17 protein-coding genes are annotated in these 21,738 nt (G+C 70.5%); 9 read left to right on the plus strand and 8 right to left on the minus strand.

The genetic code is table 11. The annotated features are described in order from the left end of the window. Positions 1-386 precede the first annotated feature (386 nt). From V7067_RS04415 to V7067_RS04430, 4 genes are all read right to left on the minus strand, one after another. Positions 387-1,148 carry an aldolase/citrate lyase family protein gene (locus V7067_RS04415; protein WP_334174669.1) on the minus strand — a complete coding sequence of 254 codons (762 nt, stop codon included), beginning with the start codon at positions 1,146-1,148 and terminating at the stop codon, positions 387-389. Between the two features lie 524 nt (positions 1,149-1,672). Further along, positions 1,673-3,277, minus strand: a complete 1,605-nt coding sequence (locus V7067_RS04420) for a 5-guanidino-2-oxopentanoate decarboxylase (protein ID WP_334174670.1) — start codon at positions 3,275-3,277, stop codon at positions 1,673-1,675. 213 nt (positions 3,278-3,490) lie between these two features. Further along, positions 3,491-4,771 carry a 4-aminobutyrate--2-oxoglutarate transaminase gene (gene gabT, locus V7067_RS04425; protein WP_334174671.1) on the minus strand — a complete coding sequence of 427 codons (1,281 nt, stop codon included), beginning with the start codon at positions 4,769-4,771 and terminating at the stop codon, positions 3,491-3,493. Positions 4,772-4,843: 72 nt separating this feature from the next. Beyond that, positions 4,844-6,046 carry an aminotransferase class I/II-fold pyridoxal phosphate-dependent enzyme gene (locus V7067_RS04430; RefSeq protein ID WP_334174672.1) on the minus strand — a complete coding sequence of 401 codons (1,203 nt, stop codon included), beginning with the start codon at positions 6,044-6,046 and terminating at the stop codon, positions 4,844-4,846. A 349-nt stretch (positions 6,047-6,395) separates the two neighbouring features. Between V7067_RS04430 and ade the strand changes: the two genes are divergently transcribed. Then, positions 6,396-8,102 carry an adenine deaminase gene (gene ade / locus V7067_RS04435; protein ID WP_334174673.1) on the plus strand — a complete coding sequence of 569 codons (1,707 nt, stop codon included), beginning with the start codon at positions 6,396-6,398 and terminating at the stop codon, positions 8,100-8,102. Positions 8,103-8,170: 68 nt separating this feature from the next. Here the strand turns inward: ade and V7067_RS04440 are convergent, their stop codons facing one another. Next, the gene (locus V7067_RS04440) at positions 8,171-10,072 is read right to left on the minus strand and encodes a L,D-transpeptidase family protein (RefSeq protein ID WP_334174674.1); all 1,902 of its coding nucleotides are present in this window, start codon (positions 10,070-10,072) and stop codon (positions 8,171-8,173) included. Between the two features lie 460 nt (positions 10,073-10,532). Here V7067_RS04440 and V7067_RS04445 point away from each other — a divergent pair, with 460 nt between their 5' ends. From V7067_RS04445 to V7067_RS04460, 4 genes are all read left to right on the plus strand, one after another. After that, positions 10,533-12,407 (plus strand): M3 family oligoendopeptidase, encoded by a 1,875-nt coding sequence (locus V7067_RS04445; protein WP_334174675.1) that lies wholly within the window; start codon positions 10,533-10,535, stop codon positions 12,405-12,407. Positions 12,408-12,538: 131 nt separating this feature from the next. Further along, complete coding sequence (locus tag V7067_RS04450; RefSeq protein ID WP_334174676.1) at positions 12,539-13,027, plus strand: DUF6790 family protein; 489 nt, start codon at positions 12,539-12,541, stop codon at positions 13,025-13,027. A gap of 190 nt (positions 13,028-13,217) precedes the next feature. After that, positions 13,218-14,690 (plus strand): AarF/UbiB family protein, encoded by a 1,473-nt coding sequence (locus V7067_RS04455; RefSeq protein WP_334174677.1) that lies wholly within the window; start codon positions 13,218-13,220, stop codon positions 14,688-14,690. A 26-nt stretch (positions 14,691-14,716) separates the two neighbouring features. Further along, on the plus strand, positions 14,717-15,652 hold the full coding sequence (locus V7067_RS04460) for a LysR family transcriptional regulator (protein ID WP_334174678.1): 936 nt from the start codon (positions 14,717-14,719) through the stop codon (positions 15,650-15,652). On the opposite strand, the gene V7067_RS04465 is transcribed toward V7067_RS04460, so the two are convergent. Continuing rightward, positions 15,653-16,441, minus strand: a complete 789-nt coding sequence (locus V7067_RS04465) for an alpha/beta fold hydrolase (protein WP_334174679.1) — start codon at positions 16,439-16,441, stop codon at positions 15,653-15,655. Position 16,442: 1 nt separating this feature from the next. Continuing rightward, positions 16,443-17,516, minus strand: coding sequence for a hypothetical protein (locus V7067_RS04470; RefSeq protein WP_334174680.1), 1,074 nt, complete (start codon positions 17,514-17,516; stop codon positions 16,443-16,445). 368 nt (positions 17,517-17,884) lie between these two features. Between V7067_RS04470 and V7067_RS04475 the strand changes: the two genes are divergently transcribed. Next, entirely contained in the window at positions 17,885-18,523 is a 639-nt protein-coding gene (locus tag V7067_RS04475) for a LysE family transporter (protein WP_334174681.1), read from the plus strand. Positions 18,524-18,536: 13 nt separating this feature from the next. On the opposite strand, the gene V7067_RS04480 is transcribed toward V7067_RS04475, so the two are convergent. Continuing rightward, positions 18,537-18,746 (minus strand): molybdopterin-binding protein, encoded by a 210-nt coding sequence (locus tag V7067_RS04480; RefSeq protein ID WP_334174682.1) that lies wholly within the window; start codon positions 18,744-18,746, stop codon positions 18,537-18,539. 91 nt (positions 18,747-18,837) lie between these two features. Here V7067_RS04480 and V7067_RS04485 point away from each other — a divergent pair, with 91 nt between their 5' ends. The 3 genes from V7067_RS04485 (at position 18,838) to V7067_RS04495 (ending at position 21,300) form a co-directional block, all read left to right on the plus strand. After that, positions 18,838-19,608 carry an SOS response-associated peptidase gene (locus tag V7067_RS04485; RefSeq protein WP_334174683.1) on the plus strand — a complete coding sequence of 257 codons (771 nt, stop codon included), beginning with the start codon at positions 18,838-18,840 and terminating at the stop codon, positions 19,606-19,608. Positions 19,609-19,757: 149 nt separating this feature from the next. After that, on the plus strand, positions 19,758-20,576 hold the full coding sequence (gene fabI / locus V7067_RS04490; RefSeq protein ID WP_334174684.1) for an enoyl-ACP reductase FabI: 819 nt from the start codon (positions 19,758-19,760) through the stop codon (positions 20,574-20,576). A 115-nt stretch (positions 20,577-20,691) separates the two neighbouring features. Then, a complete protein-coding gene (locus V7067_RS04495) occupies positions 20,692-21,300 on the plus strand; it encodes a histidine phosphatase family protein (protein ID WP_334174685.1) in 609 nt (202 codons plus the stop codon). Positions 21,301-21,738: the final 438 nt, after the last annotated feature.

Below are 21,738 nucleotides of genomic sequence, written 5' to 3' on the forward strand. Positions count from 1 at the left end.
GGTGTCGTGCTGCAGGTGCGGCGGGCTGTCTTCACGGCCCGCCCGGCAGAGGCGGGCGCCGTTTCGGCCTGCCGTGGCGGACGCTGTCCTTGCCAGTCATTTTGTTACTGGCGCGGCGGATGCCGTCCGGGGCGGGGCTGGCGAGGGTGTCGTGCTGCCGGCGCGGCGGGGGGCTGTTTTCACGGCCTGTCCGGCAGAGGCGGATGCCGTTCCGGCTTGCCGTGGCGGACGCTGTCCTTGCCGGTTATTTTGTTGCCGGCGCGGCGGATGCCGTCCGGGCGGGGCTGGCGAGCGGTGTCGTGCTGCCGGCGCGGCGGACTGTTTTCACGGCCTGCCCGGCAGAGGCGGACGCCGTTCCGGCTTGCCGCGGCAAGGGCCGCATCCGTTCAGTGGCTGAACACGCGGTTCAGGACGGGGATTTCCTCGGTGCGGGCGGCGAAGCCGGCGGTGAAACCGTCGCGCAGCGCCCGGCGGGCCCATGCATCGATATCCCGTCCGGCCGGGCCGGCGGGCGGGGCATCGATGACTGCGGCAATGCCGGCAGCGGCGGCTGCTGCCACCACCAGCCCGCGCGCCAGTACGTCCGAAGCGCCGCCGTGGCCGCGGTTTGCAAGGCCGATCGTCGGCTGCAACTGGCCGGGGCTGAAACCGAAGCCGGCCAGCCGGGCGGTCGGGCCGGAGGGCGCCGCTGCCGCCGGTGCGCCGCGGCCGGAGCGCGGGCTCTCGCACAGGCGCAGCATGGAGGCGGGCTCCTGCGCCATCAGCGCGATGATGCGGGTGGAGCAGGCCGGCAGGCCGAGCTGCGCCTCGCGCACGGCGATGCGCAGCGCCAGCCGGCCGATGCAGTCCGGATCGGCGGCCGGCAGCACGATGCCGTCCGGCTGCCCGGCCATGACGATGTCGAGATCGCCATCGGCAAGGCGCGAGGTCAGGGAGTGGATGCGCACGAAGCGGCGCAGCGGCCGGCGGTCTTCCGGCGGGGCGGTGCGCAGGGTGCCGAGAACGTCACGGGCGGCAAGGCGGGCGGCATCGAGGCCCGGCCCCTGCGGCAGGCCGAGAAGATCGAGGACGAGGGCATCTGCTCCTGCGGCAATGGCGGCAGCGACGGCGTCAGCATCACCGGCCTGGGCAAGAGCAAGGGATCGCATCCAAATCTCCCGGCTGAGCGGGTGCGCCGCGGCGCGATGCGCCGCCGGACACCCGGAACCATTCCCGTCTGCGCGCCACGGTGCAGAAGACCCTTCGCCGGCTGCGGGGGCGGAGGGGGCCGCGGCCCCGTTCCGGCCCCGACACAACCGGCCCTGTGCGGGCCCGGCATGGTGGAGCGCCTGCCGCCGGCCATCGGTATCGCGGGCACTGCGGCGGGTGCGCCGCAGGCCGGCCGGGGCCGGTTTGCCGGCGCACCGCGCCGGGCAGGGAACACAGGATTGTTGCTGCAGCGCAGGAGCGCAAGGGAAGAGTTGCGAGTGGAAGGCATGGGCGGTATGCGCGTGCCCGCTGGTGGCGAAAATGCCACCCTTTTCGCCACTCTGGTCAGAAATTTCGCACAGCAGAGCCTGTCCCGTGCGGGAAAACGGGACGCTGGCCCGGCCCGGCAGGCCGCGGTGCCCCGCTGGAAAAGTGAGCAGGCGCAGCAAATCAGCCGGCCGGATGCCTCGCGCGGCGGGACGCCTCAGGCGGTCTCGCGCACAAAGGCGGCGCCGGCATGAATTTCGATCACCGTCGGCACGAGCCGTTCGTTGGCGGCGATCAGGGCATCGGCCAGCCCGGCGAAGCTTTTCACCCGCTCGGCGGCACAGCCGAAGCCCTCTGCGATGCGCATGAAATCCGGCACCTTCAGGTCGACGCCCACCGGCGTGATGGAGCGGGCTTCCATATAGGAGCGGATCTCGCCGTAACCGTCGTTATTCCACAGAATGACGATGACCGGGGCCTGTGCTTCCACCGCGGCGGCCAGTTCGCCGATGGTGAACAGCACGCCGCCATCGCCGACCAGCGCGATCACCGGACGTTCGGGTTCGCCGATCCGGGCGCCGATGGCCGCCGGCAGGCCATAGCCGAGCGTGCCGTAGCCGGTGGAGGCGTTGAAGAACGAACGCGGTCGGGCCGGGCGGTAGAACTGATTGGCGAAATAGACGGTCTGGGTGGAATCGCCGACGACGATGGCATCCGGCAGGATCGCGTCAATGGTCTCCATCACCCGGCGATAGGGGGCGGTGGCGGCCGGCAGGGCGGCCTGCGTGGCGGCGCGCAGGGCGGCAGCGCGGGTGGCGCCGGCCCGCATGGCGACAGCCGGCAGGCCGTCGCACAGGGCCCGCATGGCAAGGCCGGCATCGCCGACAAGGGCGACATCGGCCACCGGCCCGCGCATGATCTGCTGCGGATCGATATCGATGCGCACCAGCGCGCCGTTGATGACCAGCGGCGCCGGCCAGGGATACATCTCCGTTTCGCCGAACTCGGTCCCCACCGCCAGCACCACATCGGCCTCGCCGAGGGCGGCCAGCAGCGGCGGGGCGGTGAGAATCTCGCCTGCGATCAGCGGATGATCGGGCGGCAGCAGGCCGCGGGCGTTGATGGTCATGATGACCGGGGCGTCGAGGGCCTCGGCAAGGCTGCGGGCGGCCTGCGGCGCCCCGGCCGCGCCGCCGCCCAGCACCACCAGCGGCCGCGCGGCGGCGCCAAGCAGGCACGCGGCCGCCTCCAGTGCCACCGCCGGCGGCTGCGGCGGCAGCGGCAGCGGCCGGGCACGCAGCGGCAGCGCATCGCCCGGCGCGGTGATGACATCGACCGGAATCTCGATATAGACCGGCCGCGGCCGGCTGCCGGCGAAAACCGCCATGGCCCGCGCGATCACTTCGGGAAGCTGGGCGGGATGGGTGACCGTGTGGCTGAAAGCGGTGACGCCTTCCGCCAGCGCGCGCTGCGACTTCAGCTCGTGCAGATGGCCGTTGCCGGTGCCCATCTCCGCCAGACTGTTGACCGAGGCAATGACCAGCATCGGCACGGAATCCGAATAGGCCTGCCCCATGGCGGTGAGAATGTTGGTCAGCCCCGGACCGGTGATGGTGAAGCACACCCCCGGCCGGCCGGTCGCGCGGGCATAGCCATCGGCCATGAACCCGGCGCCCTGCTCGTGGCGGGGCGTGACGTGGCGGATGGCCGAGCCCGCAAGCCCGCGATAAAGCTCGACATTGTGCACACCGGGAATGCCGAACACCACCTCGACGCCATAGGCTTCGAGGATTCCGATCAGCACTTCACCGCAGGTGGCCATGTCGTCTCACTCCGAAGGGGGGGGCGGCGGCCCGTGCCGGCGCACAGAAAGACCGGCGCACAGAAAAGCCGGCGCACAGAAAAATTGCAGGTCCGCTCCGCCGGCCGGTGCCGGCGGCCCCCCGCGAGGCGTCCGCCATCTTCCTCCGGAAGCGGCGGGACCGGCAAGCGCTGCCGGCCCCGCTCAACAGGGAAAACACAGCGGCGGCGCGGCTCAGCCGGCGGCGAGCGCGCCTTCCAGCAGGTCCATGCCTTCCTGCAGCACCGCGTCGCTGGCGGTCAGCGGCACGAGGATGCGGATGGTGCTGAAGGTCGTGCCGCACGACAGCAGCACGAGGCCGCTCTGCCACGCCTTCTGCACCACGCGGCGGGTTGCCTCGGCATCCGGCTCGAAGGTGCCGCGGTCCTTGACGATGTCGAAGGCGATCATTGCCCCCGGCCCGCGCACGGCGGAAACCGGCAGCAGATCGTTGCGCGTTTCCCAGCCCTTGATGCGGTTCACCAGCATGTCGCCGATCACGTTGGCGCGGTCGATCAGCTTCTCTTCTTTCAGCACATCGAGCACGGCCAGCGCGGCGGCGCAGGCCAGCGGGTTGCCGGCATAGGTGCCGCCGAGGCCGCCGGGGTCCACGCCGTCGATCACATCGGCCCGGCCAATGACGCCGGAAAGCGGGAAGCCGCCGGCAAGGCTCTTGGCCACGCACACGAGGTCCGGGTGAACGTCGTAATGCTCCATGGCGAACATCTTGCCGGTGCGGCCGAAACCGGTCTGCACCTCGTCGGCGATCAGCAGAATGCCGTGCTCGTCGCAGATGCGGCGCAGCGCGCGCATCAGCGCCGGCGGGGCCATGTGGAAGCCGCCTTCGCCCTGCACGGGCTCGATGATGATGGCCGCGACATTCTCCGGCGCCACGTCCGCCTTGAAGATGAAGTCGAGGTGCCGCAGCGTCTCTTCAATGGAAACGCCGAGCTGCGCCACCGGGAACGGCACGTGGAAAATGTCCGGCAGGGTGGCCGGCAGCCCCTTCTTGTAGGGCATGACCTTGCCGGTCAGCGTGACCGCCAGATTGGTGCGGCCGTGGAAGGCGCCGGTGAAGGCGATGATGCCCGGCCGGCCGGTGACGATGCGGGCAATCTTGACCGCGTTTTCCGTCGCCTCGGCGCCGGTGGTGAAGAACAGCGACTTGGCCGCCCCGCGGATGGGGGCAATGGCGTTCAGCCGCTCGGCAAGCGCGATGTAGGGCTCATACATCAGAACCTGAAAACAGGTGTGGGTGAAGCGCTCCATCTGCGCCTGCACCGCGGCCATCACCTTCGGGTGGCAGTGGCCGGTGTTGAGCACGGCGATGCCGCCGGCAAAATCGATGTAGCGCTTGCCTTCGACGTCCCAGACTTCGGCATTGAGGGCACGGGCGGCGGAAACCGGCGTGGTGTGTCCCACACCGCGGGCCACCGCCGCAGTGCGGCGTGCGAGAAGGTCGGCATTGGTGCTCATTCTTCTTATGTCCTCGCAGGAGTAACATGCCGGCGCCCGCACGGGGCTGCCGGCAACGGAGGCGGCCGCCGCTCAGGCGCGGGCGGCGCGCGGGGTCTCGGGCCGCATCAGCCGGCCGGCAAAGCCGGCAATGCGGCGGGTGGCCTCGGCCAGCGATGCGTCGTCGATGGTGAAGGCAAGGCGCACGAAACCGGCCGAGCTTGGCCCGAACGGCGAGGCATCGAGCACCGACACCCCGGTTTCGCGAAACAGGCTCCACGCGAAATCGAGCGAGGAAAGCCCGGTTTCGCGCACGTCGACGAGGCAGAACATGCCGGCAGCCGGCGACAGGCAGCGCAGACCCGGCACGCCGGAAAGTCCTTTCACCACCAGATCGCGCCGGCGGCGATAAAGCGCGCGCATCTCGGCCGTGATGACGGGGCTCATTTCCACCGCCGTCAGCGCCGCTTCCTGAATGAAGCCGGGCAGGCCGTAGATCATGCACAGCCCCAGATTGTCGAGATGGCGGATGAGGTCCGGCCGCGCCGCCACCCAGCCGACGCGCCAGCCGGTCATGGCGTGGGACTTCGACAGCGAATTGATGGTGACGGTGCGCCCCGCCATGTCCGGCAGCGCGGCGATGGCGGTGTGGGTGCCCTCGAACAGCAGCGTGCTGTAGACCTCGTCGACGATCACCCACAGATCATGGCGGCGGGCGATGCCGGCGATGGCCTCCGCCTCGGCCGGCGTCAGCACCATGCCGGTGGGGTTGTTGGGATTGGCAAGGGCGATGGCGCGTGTCGCCGGGGTGACCGCCGCCTCGATGGCCGGGATGTCGGGGCGCAGGCCCGTGGCTGCCGGCACCGCGACCGGCACGACCTTCGCCCCCGAGGCGCCGATGGCGGCCGGATAGGTGAGGTACATCGGCTCCGGCACGATCACCTCGTCGCCGGCCTCGAACAGGCATTGCGCCACCGCGAACAGGGCATTCTGCGCCCCGGCCGTGACCATGATGTTCTCCGGCCCGGCCTGCAGGCCGCACAGTTCAGCCTGCATGTGGGCAATGGCGGTGCGCAGCCGGTGACGCCCCGCCACCTCGCTGTAATGGGTGTCGCCGTCGCGCAGCGCCGTGATGGCGCGCTCGACGATGGGGGCGGGGGTCGAGAAATCCGGGTCGCCGACGCTGAGCACGATGACATCCTCGCCGCGACGCTGGGCTTCCTTGGCCGCGGTGTGAATGTTCCAGGCGGCAACGGATTCGCCGCCAATGTGCTCGACTCGGGAAGAAAAACGCATGGGAAAGAGGCCTCGATCATGAAGGCGGGGGCGCACGGCTCCGCCGCCGGCCGGCAATGATTATGCCCGCCCGACGCATGGGACAGCGCCGCCGACCGCCGCGCAAGACGAAAATGAAAAATATTTCGCGTTTCCCGGGCATCGCGCGCAGCGCCCGGCCGGCTGCCGCCGCGGCGCCGGCGGCCTGCGGGCCGGGCGCCGGTGCGGCCATGCCGGTGCCTCCGACCGGACCGGCTGCGCATCGCCGGGACGGTTGCCCGGCCCTCGTCAAAGCCGGCGGCGTATGAAACAATTGCGGCTTCCAGCGCGGCGCGGCCGGCGCGCCGCCGGGGCGGGGAAAGGGCAGGCCATGGTCGCACGCAGCGTTCTGGAACGGCGCATCGATCAGGGGCGCGGGGTGGCGGAGGCCGATCTGGTGCTCACGAACCTGCGCCTGTTCGATCTCGTCACCGGCGCGCTGACCCCGACCGACATCGCCATCTGCGGCGACACCGTCGTCGGCACCTACGAGGCCTATCGCGGCCGGCGTGTGATCGACTGCGGCGGGCGCATCGCGGTGCCGGGCTTCATCGACACGCACCTGCATGTCGAGTCCTCGCTCGTCACCCCGCACGAGTTCGACCGCTGCGTGCTGCCCCACGGCGTCACGACTGCGCTGTGCGATCCCCACGAGATTGCCAACGTGCTGGGGGCGGAGGGCATCCGCTTCTTTCTGGAAAGCGCGGCCGCGCTGGTGATGGACCTGCGCATCAACCTGTCGTCGTGCGTGCCGGCAACGGCGATGGAAACCGCCGGTGCGCGACTGGAGGTGGAAGACCTGCTGGCGCTGCGCGACCACCCCAAAGTGCTGGGTCTTGCCGAGGTGATGAACTTTCCCGGCGTGCTGGCCAAGGATCCCGGCATGCTGGCCAAGATCGAGGCGTTCGGCGACGTCAATCTGGACGGTCACGCGCCGCTGCTGCGCGGGGCCGATCTCAACGGCTATCTCGCCGCCGGCATCCGCAACGACCATGAATCGACGGGCGCCGACGAGGCGCTGGAGAAGATCCGCAAGGGCATGACGGTGCTGATCCGCGAGGGCTCGGTGTGCAAGGATCTGGCGCGCCTCGGGCCGCTGCTGTCGGTTGCCACCGCGCCGTTCCTGTGTTTCTGCACCGACGACCGCAATCCGCTGGAGATTGCCCACGAAGGCCACCTCGATCACCTGATCCGCACCGCCATCGCCATGGGGGTGCCGGCGCTTGCCGCCTACCGCGCTGCCTCGCTCACCCCGGCAACGGCCTTCGGGCTGACCGATCGCGGCATGATCGCGCCCGGACGGCGGGCGGATATCGTGCTGCTGGACGATCTGGAAGGCTGCCGGGTGGCGAAAGTGTTCGCCGGCGGCACGGAGGCGGACGAGGCCGCCTTTGCCGCCCGCCCGGCGGTGGCCCCGGTCGGGCTCGACAGCATCCGCGCGCCGCGGGTGACGGCGGCCGATTTCCGCGTGCGGGCCTCGCGCGCCGAAGGGCCGGTCATCGGCATCATTGCGGGCCAGATCATTACCGAGCACCTCACCCTCGTGCTGCCGTTCTCCGCCGGCTTCCGCGATATCGACCCGGCGCAGGATGTGGCGAAGGTCGCCGTCGTGGAGCGCCACGGCCGCAACGGCAACATCGGCCGCGGCTTCGTGAAGGGGTTCGGGCTGAAGCGCGGGGCGATTGCCTCCTCGGTCGGCCACGACAGCCACAACATCACGGTCGTGGGGGTGGACGATGCGGACATGGCGGTGGCGGTCAATCACCTGTCGGTCATCCGCGGCGGCTTCGTGGTGGTGGCGGAGGGCGCGGTGCTGGCCGAACTGCCGCTGCCGGTCGCCGGCCTGATGAGCCTTGAGAGCCACGAGGCGGTGGCCGAGGCTCTGGTGCCGCTGCGCGCGGCCGCCCGCGCCATCGGCGCCACCCTCGACGAGCCGTTCCTGCAGGTTGCCTTCCTGCCGCTGCCGGTGATCCCCCACCTGAAGATCACCGATTTCGGCATGGTGGACGTGGATGCCTTCACCGTGCTGCAGAACTGAAACGCAGAAAGGGGGCCGGCGGCCCCCTTTTCGATTCCGGGCTGTTGCCTGTGCGCCCGGCGCCGGCCTCAGGCGCCGAGGCCGAGCTTCTTCTTCAGCTTCGGGTCGCGGCCGTAGATGTCTTCCCGCAGCACCAGCCGGCCGCCGGCATCCACCGTGGCGGTGAAATAGGTCAGGTGCACCGGCACCGGATCGGCCACCTTCAGCCAGCGTTCCTTGCCGCCGACGAGCTGCTCCACCTTTTCGCCGCTGAGGTTGGGCTCGCCTTCCAGCAGGGCGGCGGCGAAGGCCATCGGGTTCTGCACCCGCACGCAGCCGTGGCTGTCGGCACGGTCGTCGTTGGCGAATTTCGACTTCGACGGCGTATCGTGCAGGTAGACCGAAAACGGGTTCGGGAACAGAAACTTGACCGTGCCGAGCGCGTTGCGCCCGCCGGGCTTCTGGCGGATGGAAAGCGCGCGGGCGGCGTTCTCGTTCCACACGATCCGGGTCGGGTCCATCGGCTGGCCGCGATAGAGCACCTCGTAGTTGTTGCGCGTCAGGTAGGCCGGATTGGCCTTGATGCGCGCCAGCATCTCCTTGGAGACGATGGAAACCGGCACGTTCCAGTAGGGGTTGACGACGATGTTGTTGATGGCGCTCGACAGCGACGGCGTCTGGTTGGTGTCTTTGCCGACCACCACGCGGGTGTGGAAGGTCTGCTGGCCGTCGCGCACGATGGCGAGGTCGTAGCCGGGAATATCCACCCAGACATGCTTGGCGCCGGGATCGCGCGGCAGCCAGCGCCAGCGCTCCATGTTGGCAAGGATGGCGGCTTCCGTCGCCTTGCGCTGGGCAAGGCGGCGGTCGGCGGCCGCGGGCGCGCGCACGGCGGGCACGGGGTCGATGGCCGCCACGTCCACGGTGCTGCCGGGCCGTGCGCGCGGCACGGCGCCGGTCACCATCGGATCGACATCGGAGGCGACGGCGGCGCTGGCGAAGCGGCCCACCGCCTCGCCGCCCACCGCCCAGCCGCCGGCATCGCGCACCGCCATCACCGGACCGCCGCCGACGGAGGGCGTGCCGCTGCCGGTGCCCGCGGGCGCGACGACGGCCACCGCCCGGCCGGCGCGCAGGTCGGCCAGCTTCTGGCGCAGCTTGTGGAAGCCGGCATAGGGCGGGTTGAAGCTGTCGATCGCGGCCACCGGATCGGCGGCGCCGGCAACCGTCGCCAGCACGGCGGCCGGCTCCGGCGCCTGCGGGTTTTCAGCCACCAGCGGCGAGAGCGAGGCCGGGTTGACGAGGCCGACCTGCGCATCGCGGGCATAGCGCAGCACGCTCATCGCCATGCGCAGTTCGGCATGGGCGATGCGGTCGGCCTGCTCGGGCGAGAGGCGGCCCTGCGAAAGGTCGAGGCCGGAATAGTCAGCCGGGTTCAGCCCGTCGCCATCGGCCGCGGCAAGGCGGGTGGCAATGGCGCGCGCCCGGGCGTTGGCCGCCCCGCCGGTGAAGAACACCGGGGCGTAATTGCGGGTGCCGTAGAAGGCGGCGATGCCCTTCCAGTCCAGCTCGCTGCGCGACAGCGGCCGGGCGCGGGGCGGAATGGCGACCGGCGGCGGCGTGGCCTCTGCAGCCGGGGCCGCGGTTTCTGCAACCGTGGCGGCGGCCTCGCCGGCGGCCGGCGCTGCGCCGGGGGCGGCCGGCGGCGCGGCGGAACCGGCGTCCGCCTCGCCGGGGGTGTCGGGCAGTTGCGGCGGGTGGATTTCCGCCATCTTCGCCCCGATCATCGCCTGCAGGGCGCGTTCAACCGGATCCTGCGCATAGCTGGTGATCGCGGCGGCGATGATGTCCTGCGCGGTGCGCGGGCCCGGTGCGCCGGCCGTGCCCGGCATGGCCGCCACGGTGGAGGCCGACGGCAGAGCGGCCAGCAGCGTGGCGAGGGCCGTGCCGGCAAGGGTGGAGCGGAACGCAGGCGGGAACGCGGCGGGCATAGGCAACTCCTGTCATCCGGTCTGCGCGCAGCGTGCGGCAGCCGGCAGGCGGCAAGGCGGCGGCCAGACGTCCTGCTGCAACCGCGCCTCTCCCGGGCGGGAAAGGGCGGTCTTCGCGGGGCAATCGTCGGGGCGGCGGTGCGGGTGCTCTGGGCCCGTCCGGCCCGCCCGGCCCGCGCGGCCTCTCATGCGCGGACCCGGACTGATGAGAGTGTGTTTACGATTTCTCTCAACGCCCCGTTAACAACGCCGCAAACAATGCAAATTGTGTCCCCGCAGCCACGTCCGGGCCTTGCGCTCCCCGGTGCCGCGCACCATTGATCGGTTGGGGGGCCGCGTCCTATGTCAAGGAACGTCCGGCCGCAGGGCGTGCCCCGGCGCCGTTCTGTGGCCCGGCGCTGCCGCCGGCTGTTATCGTCCGGCCCTTATCTCCGGCCCTTATCGTGGAGTGATCCGTCCGATGTTGCGTTCCCTCGTCCCGGCGTCGTCCGTGCAGTTCCCCGTCGTCCGCCTCCCGCACCGCGCCGGAGCGGGTTCTGCCGCTGCGGCGGCCGGCGGGCTCGGCACGCTGCCGGAATGGAACCTCGACGATCTCTATCCGGGTCTCGATTCGCCGCAGGTGAGCGACGATCTGGACCGCGCGCTGGCCGGGGCGCAGGCCTTCGAGGCCGATGTGAAGGGCCGGCTGGCAGAAACGCTGGGCGGGCCGGAAGGCGGCCGGGCGCTGGCCGCCGTGATCGCGCGCTACGAGGCGCTGGAAGAGCTGATCGGCCGGCTCTATTCCTTCGCCGGCCTCGTCTATGCCGGCGATACGACCGATGCGCGGCGGGCCAAGTTCTATGGCGACGTGCAGGAAAAGCTGACGGCGGCCGGCACGCACCTGCTGTTCTTCGGCCTGGAACTCAACGACCTCGACGAGACGGCGCTTGCCGCCGGCTTTGCGGCCCCGGAACTCGCCCATTATCGCCCGTGGATCGAGGATGGCCGGCGCGAGAAGCCCTATCAGCTGGAACCGCGCATCGAGCAGCTTTTCCATGAGAAGTCGGTGACCGGGCATGCGGCGTGGAACCGCCTGTTCGACGAAACGGTTGCCGCCCTGCGTGTGACCGTCGGCGCAGAGACGCTGACGCTGGAACAGGCGCTGAACCGGCTTTCCGATGCCGACCCGGCCCGGCGGGAAGAGGCGGCGCAGGCGCTGGCGGTGGTGTTCCGCGCCAACATGCGCGTCTTCACGCTGGTGATGAACGTGCTCGCCAAGGACAAGGAGATTTCCGACCGCTGGCGCGGTTTTCAGGATGTCGCCGATTCCCGCCATCTGGCGAACCGGGTGGAGCGCGAGGTCGTCGATGCGCTGGTGGCGGCCGTGCGGGCGGCGTTTCCGCGGCTGTCGCACCGCTATTACGCGCTGAAGGCGCGCTGGCTCGGCAAGGATGCGCTGGACCACTGGGACCGCAACGCCCCGCTGCCGATGGCCGATAACCGCGTCATTCCGTGGGCGGACGCCCGGGCGACCGTGCTGGAGGCCTACGGCCGTTTCTCGCCCGACATGGCGGCCATTGCCGAGACCTTCTTCGACAGGCGCTGGATCGATGCGCCGGCCCGGCCCGGCAAGGCGCCGGGGGCGTTTGCCCATCCGACGGTGCCGGGTGCGCATCCCTATGTGCTCGTCAACTATCAGGGCCGGGTGCGCGATGTGATGACGCTCGCCCATGAACTGGGGCATGGCGTGCATCAGGTGCTGGCCGGCCCCAACGGCGCGCTGATGGCGCCGACGCCGCTGACGCTGGCCGAGACGGCGAGCGTGTTCGGCGAGATGCTGACCTTCCGCACCCTGATCGAGCGCACCCGCACCCCTGCCGAGCGCAAGGTCATGCTGGCCTCCAAGGTGGAGGACATGCTCAACACCGTGGTGCGGCAGATCGCGTTCTACACCTTCGAGCGCCGCGTGCATCTGGAGCGGCGCGAGGGCGAGCTGACGACTGAACGGTTGCAGCAGATCTGGCTCGACGTGCAGGGCGAGAGCCTCGGTCCCGCCATTCGCCTCAACCCGGGCTATGAAACCTACTGGTGCTATATCTCGCACTTCATTCATGCGCCGTTCTATGTCTACGCTTATGCGTTCGGTGACTGTCTGGTCAATTCGCTCTATGCTGTCTATTCGAAAGCTGAAGCGGGCTTCCAGCAGAAATATTTCGATCTTCTGAAGGCTGGCGGCACCCGGCATCATGCCGAACTTCTGGCGCCCTTCGGGCTCGATGCCCGCGATCCGGGCTTCTGGCAGCAGGGGCTCGGGGTGATCGAGGGCATGATCGACGAACTCGAACGCCTCGGCTGACGGCCGGGCCGGTGCCGGAGGGCGGGCGGGGCGGAAACGAAACCCTCCGGCCGCACCGGGCCTGTCAGAACGGGGCCGTGAAAACGGGGCCGTGAGCTGCGATTTGTTCAACACCCGCCGGAGGGGCTCCGATGGTCACAGTCTTCCCGATCGCTGCCTGGGTGCTGGCGATCGTTGCCACGCTCATTCAGCTTGCGCGCGGCCCGCGCGGCCTGCGCATCGGCCTGCAGGCGCTGATGACGTGGGTTTTCGTGTTTCCGCTCGGGCTGCTCAGCCTGTGGGCCTTCATGGGCCATGTGTTCTTCGCGCAGCAGGCGGCCGCCTCCATCGGCTGGGCGCCGAGCCCGTTCCAGTTCGAGGTCGGCCTCGCCAATCTGGGCATGGGCGTCGGCGGCCTGCTGGCGGCGGTCTTTCGCCGCAACCTCGGCTTTGCGGCGGCAACGGCGGTGATGGCGGCCTGTTTCCTCGGCGGGGCCGGCGTCGGCCACATCATCCAGATCAGCGAGACCGGCAACATGGCGACCGGCAATGCCGGCCCCATCCTCTACACCGATTTCCTGACACCGGCGGTGCTGCTGGCGATCATCGCCCTGCTGCGCCTCCTGCCGGGGCGGGCCTGAGGCAGCCCGCCGGCCGGCTGTCATGCGGACGGATTCTCCGCTGAAGGGCGATCGGGGCGCGGGAGCGATCCGGGGGCGATTTCCGGGGGCGATTTCAAGGTGTGTTGCGGCCGCGGCCGGCGGGCGGATAATCAGCGCCGCCGGCGAACCGGGGGCAGCAGGGGACGGATTTTTTCCGCAAGGCAGACCGATGGCAACGGAACCGCGCGATCAGGAACGTAACCGCTTCACGGCGCGGGCGGCGCGCTATGCCCGTGTCGGCACCGACCTGTCGGGCGTTGCCGCGCGCATCGCCGCGGCCCGGCTCATGGGCCGCGAACTCGATGCGCAGAAGACGGCCATCGACATCGCCGATGCGCTGGGCGGCCTCAAGGGGCCGCTGATGAAGGTGGCGCAACTGCTTTCCACCATCCCCGACGCGGTGCCGCCGGAATATGCCGAGGCGCTGTCCAATCTGCAGTCCAACGCGCCGCCCATGGGCTGGGCCTTCGTCAAGCGGCGCATGATGGCCGAACTCGGACCGGGCTGGGAAAAGCGCTTCCGCAGCTTCGATCGCGAGCCGGCCGCGGCGGCCTCGCTGGGGCAGGTGCACCGCGCGACCGGCCTCGACGGCCGGGCGCTGGCGGTGAAGCTGCAATATCCCGATATGGAATCGGCGGTGGAGGCCGATCTGGCGCAGTTTCAGGTGCTGCTGGCGCTGCACAAGCGCATGCGCCCGGCCATCGATACCACCGAGGTGGCGCACGAGGTGGGCGCGCGCCTGCGCGAGGAACTCGACTATCGCCGCGAGGCGCGTCACGCCGCGCTCTATCGCCTCATTCTGTCCGGCGAGACGGATATCCGTGTGCCGGAGGTGGTGGAGGCGCTGTCCACCGGCCGCCTCATCACCATGGGCTGGCTGGAGGGCCGGCCGATGCTGGCTTTCCGCGATCACGATCAGGATGCGCGCAACCATCTGGCGGCCACCATGTTTCGGGCGTGGTGGCACCCCTTCGCCCGCTTCGGCGTGATCCACGGCGATCCCCACCTCGGCAACTACACGGTGTTTGAGGAAGAGGGGGCCCCCGGCGGCATCAACCTGCTGGATTATGGCTGCATCCGCATCTTCCCGCCGGCCTTCGTGGCCGGTGTCATTGCGCTTTATCGCGGCCTGCGTGCCGGCAACGAGGATGAGGTGGTGGCGGCCTACGAGGTCTGGGGGTTCCGCGGCCTCAGCCGCGAGCTGATCGAGACGCTGAACATCTGGGCGCGGTTTATCTACGGCCCGCTGCTGGAAGACCGCACCCGCGCCATCGCGGAAGGGGTGAGCGCGGCCGAATATGGCCGGCGCGAAGCCTTCACCGTGGCCCGTCGGCTGAAGGAACTGGGGCCGGTGAAGGTGCCGCGCGAATTCGTGTTCATGGACCGCGCGGCGCTGGGCCTCGGCGGCGTGTTCATTCACCTGCGCGCCGAACTCAATTTCCATCGCCTGTTCGAGGAAGCCATTGCCGATTTCGACGTGACGGCGCTGGCGCAGCGCCAGCACGCCGCGCTTGCCGGCGTGGGGCTTGACGGCTTGGGGCTTGACGGCGTGAGGCTTATGACCGGTGAGGCGGTTGCCGATGTGGCGCCCGGCGGCGCGGAAGAGGCGGATGCCGGGGCCGGCGGGCCTGCCGCCGGCTGACCGGCGTGGCGGGGAAGGGGAAGCCGGTGTCGGATCTGACAGACCTTGAGATCTTCGTGCGTGTCGTCACCGCCGGCAGCCTCTCGGCCGCCGGGCGCGAGATGGGCCTGTCGCCGGCGGTCGTCTCCAAGCGCATGAACCGGCTTGAGGCCCGCCTCGGCACGCGCCTGTTGCAGCGCACCACCCGGCAGGTTTCGGTGACGGAGGCCGGACAGGGCTTTTTCGAGCGCGCGGCGGCCATCATCGCCTCGGTGAGCGAGGCCGAGGCGTGGGTGACGGGGGCATCCGTGGAGGCCCGCGGCGTGCTGCGGGTTTCCGCACCCACCTCGTTCGGCCGGCTGCACATCGCCCCCCACCTCGGCGGCTTCCTGGCCGCCAACCCGGACGTGGTCGTCGATCTGGAACTGGGCGATTCCTTCGTCGATCTCATCGCCGACGGCTTCGATGTCGCCATTCGCATCGGCGAACTGATGGATTCCAGCCTCGTTGCCCGGCGCCTTGCCGATGTGCACCGCGTGATGTGTGCCACGCCGGGCTATCTGGCCGGCAACGGCGTGCCGCAGACCATTGCCGGGCTTGCCCGCCACACCTGCCTTGCCACCCGGCAGCAGGACCCCTGGCGGCTGGAGGGGCCGGAGGGCGCGGTATCGGTGCGGGTTTCGGGGCGGCTGCGCACCAACTCCAACGAGGTGGTGCGCGAGGCGGTGCTGGCCGGGCAGGGCATTGCGCTGCGCTCCACATGGGACGTGGGCGCAGACCTTGCCGCCGGGCGGCTGCAGGTGGTGCTGCCGCACTATCGCGCCTCGCACCGCGTCGGCGTTCATGCGGTCTATCCGAGCCGCCGCTTCCTGCCGGCCAAGGTGCGGCTGTTCATCGACTATCTCGCCGGCCTCTATGGCCCGCCGCCTTACTGGGACCGCGGGCTGGAGACGATTGCCGGCCGGCCGGGCCGGGGCGGCTAGTCAGGCCGGCGCGCCGCTCCGCATCGTCTCGCGCAGGATGCGGCCCAGCGGCAGGCGGGCTTCCATATGCGGAAGGTGGCCGACGCCGGGCAGGATATGGCGGGCGACCGTGCCCGGCAGACCCTCCATCTGGCGTGGCGGCACGATCCTGTCTTCCGCCCCGATCACCACCCGCACCGGCGCCTGCTGGCGGGCGATGGCGCCGCGCACGGCCTCCACATTGGCCTGTGGCACGGCGCCGCCCTCCGGCGGGAAGGTTGCGGCCACGATGGCGACCTGCTGCGCGCACAGGCGGCCGTCGGCGCGCTGGGCGGCGGTGAGCCGCACGAAGGCGGGCGTGATCAGCGCGGGATCGGCCACGAACTGCGCCAGCAGCGGCGCCAGCGTCACCTCGTCGCGCGCGCGGGCCAGTGCGGCCACGAGCCGGGCATCGACATCCACCCCGAGCCCGGCCGGTGCGATCAGCAGCAGCGAGCGCGTGCCCGCTCCCAGCGCATCGGCCGCCAGCGCGGCAACGCCGCCGCCCAGCGAATGGCCGACGATGTGCGCCTCGCGTATGCCCTCCTCGTCCAGCATGGCCCGCACGGCTGCGGCCATGGCCGGCAGCGAGGGCGCCGCCAGCGGCGCGGAAGCCCCGTGGCCGGGCAGATCCAGCGCCAGCACCGGGTGCCCGAGCGGATTGGCGGCCACGAATGACCGCCAGCTGTGATGGTCGGCCGCCAGCCCGTGGATCAGCACCACCGGCGTGCCGTCGCCGCGGCGCAGCCAGCGGCGGAACAGGGCCGTCATCTCAGTCCTCGCCATCGTCGGCCATGAAGAAACGCCATGTGCCGTCGGGCGCAATGCCGATCTTGAAGAACAGATACGCGTCGTAGGCCGTCATTTCGTCGACATCCGAGGCCGTCAGCACCCGCAGCACCTCAACCTGCTGCGCGGGCGTGAGCCGGCCGATGGGATACACGGCGAAATAGGGCCAGACATAGGTTTCTTTGGGCGTGCCGGGGTCTGTCACCACCCAGCCGCTTTCCAGAAGGTCGAGCAGGATGGCCAGAATCTCACGCCCGGCCTCGTCGCCCGAATTCTCTTTCAGGAAGGCGATGGGATCGCCATAGGGGCGCCTGGAAAGCTGAGGGGCGGGCTTCCGGGCCTGAATGACCGCGCGCAGCTTCTCGATGTCGCCGGTGCGGGCGGCATCGATGATGGCCTGTCGGGTGTGCTGCACCGGCGCCGGCAGCCCTTCCACGCCGTAGTGGACCGGCGGCAGCGGGGTGTTGTCGGTCTCGCTGTCGTCGGCGGGCGCGGCGGAATCCTCCCCCTCGCCGGCAGCGGCGGGGGTGGTCGGGGCCGACGGGGCGGCAGACCCCTCCGGCGGCGTGCCGGTCGCCGGCCGGGGCGTTGCTGCCGGGGGCTGCGGCGCATTCTGCCCGGGCCCGTTCACCGCCGGCGCGCTCTGTCCCGGTGCGTTCTGTTCCGGTGCGTTCGGCCCGGGCGCGTTCTGGCCGGGCGTGGCGGCCGGCGCTGCGGGGGCGCTGCCGCCATCGCCGGGCGTAGCGGGCAGCGTGCCGGCAGGCGGGGTGTTGGCGGGCGGGGCGTCGGCAGGCGGGGTGTCCTCGCCGTCGCCGGGCGCCGAATCGGGCGCGGGAGCCAGGCTCTCGCCCGGCAGCGGCGGCCGGCTGGCCGAAGGCTGGGTGTTGGGCGTTGCCGCGGAATCGATGGCCGCCAGCGACGGGGCCGCCGCCGCGTTCCCCGGCGCCATCGCGGCACCGGTGAGGCCGGCGAGCGCGGTACCGGCGAGCACGGCGCGGAACAGCACAGTGCCGGCATGGGCGGCCGCCGCGAAGCGGCCGGCGAAGCGAGGAGCCATGATGAAGCCTGACTGCGATTCTGAAGCTCTGGCGATGATCTGCACGCACCCTGCGCGCAGCCGCGGCCGCCGCACTGCCGGCTGACAGGAGCCGCGGGGCAGGCGGCTTCCGCCCCGGAGCCGCGATCCGGGAGGCAACGGCATTTTATCGTCCGCGAGGGCGGCGAGAAGCCCGAAATTTGCACCCCGCCCGTTGTGAACGTGCGGGTGTTCCCTTATGGCATCGGTCGGCTGCGGGCGATATTGCTCTCTGGCGATGAATTTTTCGTGCGCGGTTTGCATCTGCGCCGAACCGGGGCGCGGCTGCAGCGGTGCAGCGGACCGCAGGTCCTCCCCCGGCGACACGGGCGGGCGAACGGGGTGATGATTTGACCGATCTCGGCTTGCTAGGCATCGGCGCGGCAATCGGCGTGGCGACGACGGCGCCGGTGGGCCCGGTCAACATCATGGTCATCCAGCGCACCTTCCGGCGCGGGCTGTTTGCCGGCTGGTCCGCCGGCCTTGGCGCCGTGGTGGCCGATGCGCTCTATGCCGCGATGGCCGCCTTCGGCGTCACGGCGGTGTCGGATTTCGTCCAGACCCACGCGGTGGCCGTGCAGTTCATCGGCGCGCTCGTGCTGTTCTGGTTCGGCTGGCGCATCATGAATGCCCATCCGCACCTCGACGGCGACGAGCGCGACAGCCAGCGCGGCTTCATCGGCGGCCTGCTGACGGCCTTCATCATGACCATCACCAACCCCGGTGCGGTGCTGGGCTTCATTGCGCTGTTCGGCGGTCTCGGCGATCTCGCGCCGGCGCCGGGCGACTGGATCGGCGCCCTGACGCTGGTGGCCGGCCTCATCATCGGTTCGTCGTCGTGGTGGCTGATGATCGCCGGTTTCGTCACGCTGCTGCGCGGGCGGATGAACGACATCTGGCTGATGCGCATCAACCGCACCGCGGGCGTGCTTCTGGTGGTGTTCGGCATCGCCGTGCTCGGCCGCGCGCTGTGGACGCTGCTGAGCTGACGGCTCCGCGCGGTCAGTCGTCCACGCCGACCATCACGTCCGAAGCCTTGATGACCGCATAGGCCGTGCCGCCCACCTTCAGGCCCAGTTCGTCCACCGACGTGTTGGTGATGGAGGCGGTGATGACGGCGGTGCCGGTATCGATTCGCACATGGGCCGTGGTGGCGCCCTTGACGATTTCGACCACGGTGCCGCGAAGCTGGTTGCGCGCACTGATCTTCATGGCTTCAGATTCCTGAATGCAGCAGAGGCCGCGGGATGCGGCCGGGCGGGCGGAGCCGGACCGGCGTGCCGCCCCGGCGGGAGAACGGGCAATGTGCGGACGCTTTCTTCTGACCGCGCCGCCGGAGGCGGTGGCCGCGCTGTTTCGCGTCGCCGGCTTTCATCCGTTTCCGCCACGCTACAACATCGCACCGGGCCAGCCCATCGTCATCGTGCGCGAGGTCGCCGGCCGGCGGCGGCTGGAACTGGTGCGCTGGGGCCTTCTGCCCGGCTGGGTGAAAGACCCCGGCGATTTTCCCGCCCTGATCAATGCGCGCAGCGAGACGGCGCTGGAAAAGCCGGCCTTTCGCGCGGCCATGCGCCATCGCCGCTGTCTGGTGCCGGCGAGCGGGTTTTACGAGTGGCAGCGCGCGGGCCGGGTGAAGCAGCCGATGCTGATCCGCCCGGCCGACGGCGGGCTCGTCGGTTTCGCCGGGCTCTGGGAAGAGTGGATCGATGCCGATGGCGGCGTGCACGAGACCGGCGCGATCCTGACGACGGCCGCCAGTGCGGCGATCGCACCGGTCCACGACCGCATGCCGGCGGTAATCGCGCCGGCCGATTTCGACCGCTGGCTCGATGTGACGCATGTCGATGCGCGCGCGGCGGCCGGGCTGCTGCGGCCGGCGGCGGAGGAGGCCTTCGAGATCCGGCCGGTGTCGTCGCGGGTCAATTCGGCCGCGAACGACGATCCCGGCCTTGCCGAGCCGGCCGCCCCGCAGCCCGCCGCCCCGCAGGATGCCGCGCCGGCGCCGCGGCGCGGTCGCCGCGGGCCGGGCCGGACCGGCGGCGGCGGGCCGCCGGACGAACCGCGGCTGCTTTAGCGTGTTTGCACGCCCCTGCGACAACCGGCTTCGGGGTGGCCGCCGCTGCAAATGCACACCGTTTGTGACGCGGCTTGAAGGGCTCTTCCCGCTGTGTCATACGAGACCAACCCGCTGCGGGTGCGAAATTCTGGATTAGAGTACGAACAATGGCGAATACGCAGGGGCTGATGAGCGGCAAGCGGGGCCTGATCATGGGCGTCGCGAACAATCGTTCGATCGCCTGGGGCATTGCGAAGGCGCTTCATGCCCAGGGAGCCGAGCTGGCGCTGACCTATCAGGGTGAGGCGCTGCGCAAGCGCGTGGAGCCGCTGGCGACCGAGCTTGGCGCCCACATTGCCGGCCACTGCGATGTGACCGACGCCGCTTCCATCGATGCGGTGTTCTCCGGTCTGGAACAGCACTGGGGCAAGATCGACTTTCTGGTGCACGCCATCGCCTTCTCCGACAAGGAGGAGCTGGACGGGCGCTATGTCGATACCTCCGCCGACAATTTCGCCCGCACCATGCAGATCTCGGTCTATTCGCTGGTGGCGGTGACGAAGCGTGCCGAGAGCCTGTTCAAGGACGGCGGGTCGGTGATGACGCTGACCTATTACGGCGCCGAAAAGGTGATGCCGCACTACAACGTCATGGGCGTGGCCAAGGCTGCGCTGGAGGCGAGCGTGCGCTATCTGGCCGCCGATCTCGGCCCGCAGGCCATCCGCGTCAACGCACTGTCGGCCGGCCCCATCAAAACACTGGCGGCCTCCGGCATCGGCGATTTCCGCTACATTCTGAAGTGGAACGAATATAACTCGCCGCTGCGCCGCACCGTCACGATCGACGAGGTGGGCGATGCCGCGCTGTACCTGCTGTCGCCGCTGAGCCGCGGCGTCACCGGCGAGGTGCATCATGTCGATTCCGGCTATCACGTGGTCGGCATGAAGGCCGTCGACGCGCCGGATATCTCGGTCGTCAAGGAATAAGCCTGCCGGGCCGGTTCTCGGGCGGCCGGCGCTGTGGCCGGCGCCCGGCCTGCCGGCCGGTGGTCCCCGGGGCGCGGCGCAGGGGTGGCGGGCGCCCGCAACGCCGGAGCAGTGCATGTCCCTGATCTTGCCGCCGTCGCCGCTCTATCACGTGCGCCACGGCCAGACCGACTGGAATGCCGAAGGCCGGCTGCAGGGCCAGCACGACATTCCGCTCAACGATCTCGGCCGCGAGCAGGCCGCGCGCAACGGCGCGGCGATGCGGGTGCATTTCCACGACAATGCCCTCGACCCCGCGGCCTTCCTGTGGCTTGCCTCGCCCCTCGGCCGTTCGCGCGAGACCATGGAAATCCTGCGCCGCGGCATGGGGCTCGATCCGGCCGCCTACACCGTGGTGCCGGCGCTGCGCGAACTGACCTTCGGCCGCTGGGAGGGATCCACGCTGCCGGAGCTGAAGGCGCGGGAACCGGAGGCGACCGCCGCCCGCAAGGCTGACAAGTGGGGCTTCGTGCCGCCGGAAGGCGAAAGCTACGCCATGCTGTCCGCGCGTATCGGAGCATGGCTGGCGGCTCTGCCGGCCCCCGCGGTGGTGGTGTCTCACGGCGGCGTGCAGCGCGTGCTGACCGGGCTGCTGCTGGGCACGCCGGCGCAGGAGATTCCGCTGCTGCCGGTGCCGCAGGATCGCATTTTCCGTTATAGCGCCGGCGCGGCCGACTGGTTCTGAGCCGGGCTGCCGGTGACGCCGGCCCGCTGTCCGCCATGCGCCCGGGCCGGGGCGGGGCCCGCCGGTCGTCCGGTGCGGTGCGGCCCGGCGCTGCGGCCTGAAGCGGGCCCGCGCGGCCCGCGGCGCGCAAAAAGCCGGGCTGGCTGTGCAGAAGATGCCGGTGTCGGTTTTGCCGGTGCCTTGCCGGTGTCTGGCAGGTCGCTTGGCAGATCCCTTGGCAGTGTCTGGCTCGCCGCGGGCCTTATTCCGTTCCCTGATCGCTCTCAGGCTGCTGCCAGACGGGTCCGTGGTCTGCACAGGCCGTGACGGCAACAGCGCCGGCCGGCCGTGGCCGGACAATAAGGGCCGGACAACGCGGCGCGGGCCGGCCGGCTGCGACCGTCAAATGGCGCCCGCCGGCTGCGGCCGGAAGATGAGAACGGCCGGCCGCGGCAGAGC

Origin of the sequence: Pseudoxanthobacter sp. (genome assembly GCF_036822375.1) — a bacterium.
GTDB lineage: Bacteria > Pseudomonadota > Alphaproteobacteria > Rhizobiales > Segnochrobactraceae > Pseudoxanthobacter.

Coding starts and splice junctions, on each gene's coding strand:
- V7067_RS04415 (WP_334174669.1), bottom strand. CDS start 1,148: ATGCGATCCCTTGCTCTTGCCCAGGCCGGTGATGCTGACGCCGTCGCT.
- V7067_RS04420 (WP_334174670.1), bottom strand. CDS start 3,277: ATGGCCACCTGCGGTGAAGTGCTGATCGGAATCCTCGAAGCCTATGGC.
- gabT (WP_334174671.1), bottom strand. CDS start 4,771: ATGAGCACCAATGCCGACCTTCTCGCACGCCGCACTGCGGCGGTGGCC.
- V7067_RS04430 (WP_334174672.1), bottom strand. CDS start 6,046: ATGCGTTTTTCTTCCCGAGTCGAGCACATTGGCGGCGAATCCGTTGCC.
- ade (WP_334174673.1), top strand. CDS start 6,396: ATGGTCGCACGCAGCGTTCTGGAACGGCGCATCGATCAGGGGCGCGGG.
- V7067_RS04440 (WP_334174674.1), bottom strand. CDS start 10,072: ATGCCCGCCGCGTTCCCGCCTGCGTTCCGCTCCACCCTTGCCGGCACG.
- V7067_RS04445 (WP_334174675.1), top strand. CDS start 10,533: ATGTTGCGTTCCCTCGTCCCGGCGTCGTCCGTGCAGTTCCCCGTCGTC.
- V7067_RS04450 (WP_334174676.1), top strand. CDS start 12,539: ATGGTCACAGTCTTCCCGATCGCTGCCTGGGTGCTGGCGATCGTTGCC.
- V7067_RS04455 (WP_334174677.1), top strand. CDS start 13,218: ATGGCAACGGAACCGCGCGATCAGGAACGTAACCGCTTCACGGCGCGG.
- V7067_RS04465 (WP_334174679.1), bottom strand. CDS start 16,441: ATGACGGCCCTGTTCCGCCGCTGGCTGCGCCGCGGCGACGGCACGCCG.
- V7067_RS04470 (WP_334174680.1), bottom strand. CDS start 17,516: ATGGCTCCTCGCTTCGCCGGCCGCTTCGCGGCGGCCGCCCATGCCGGC.
- V7067_RS04480 (WP_334174682.1), bottom strand. CDS start 18,746: ATGAAGATCAGTGCGCGCAACCAGCTTCGCGGCACCGTGGTCGAAATC.
- V7067_RS04485 (WP_334174683.1), top strand. CDS start 18,838: ATGTGCGGACGCTTTCTTCTGACCGCGCCGCCGGAGGCGGTGGCCGCG.
- fabI (WP_334174684.1), top strand. CDS start 19,758: ATGGCGAATACGCAGGGGCTGATGAGCGGCAAGCGGGGCCTGATCATG.
- V7067_RS04495 (WP_334174685.1), top strand. CDS start 20,692: ATGTCCCTGATCTTGCCGCCGTCGCCGCTCTATCACGTGCGCCACGGC.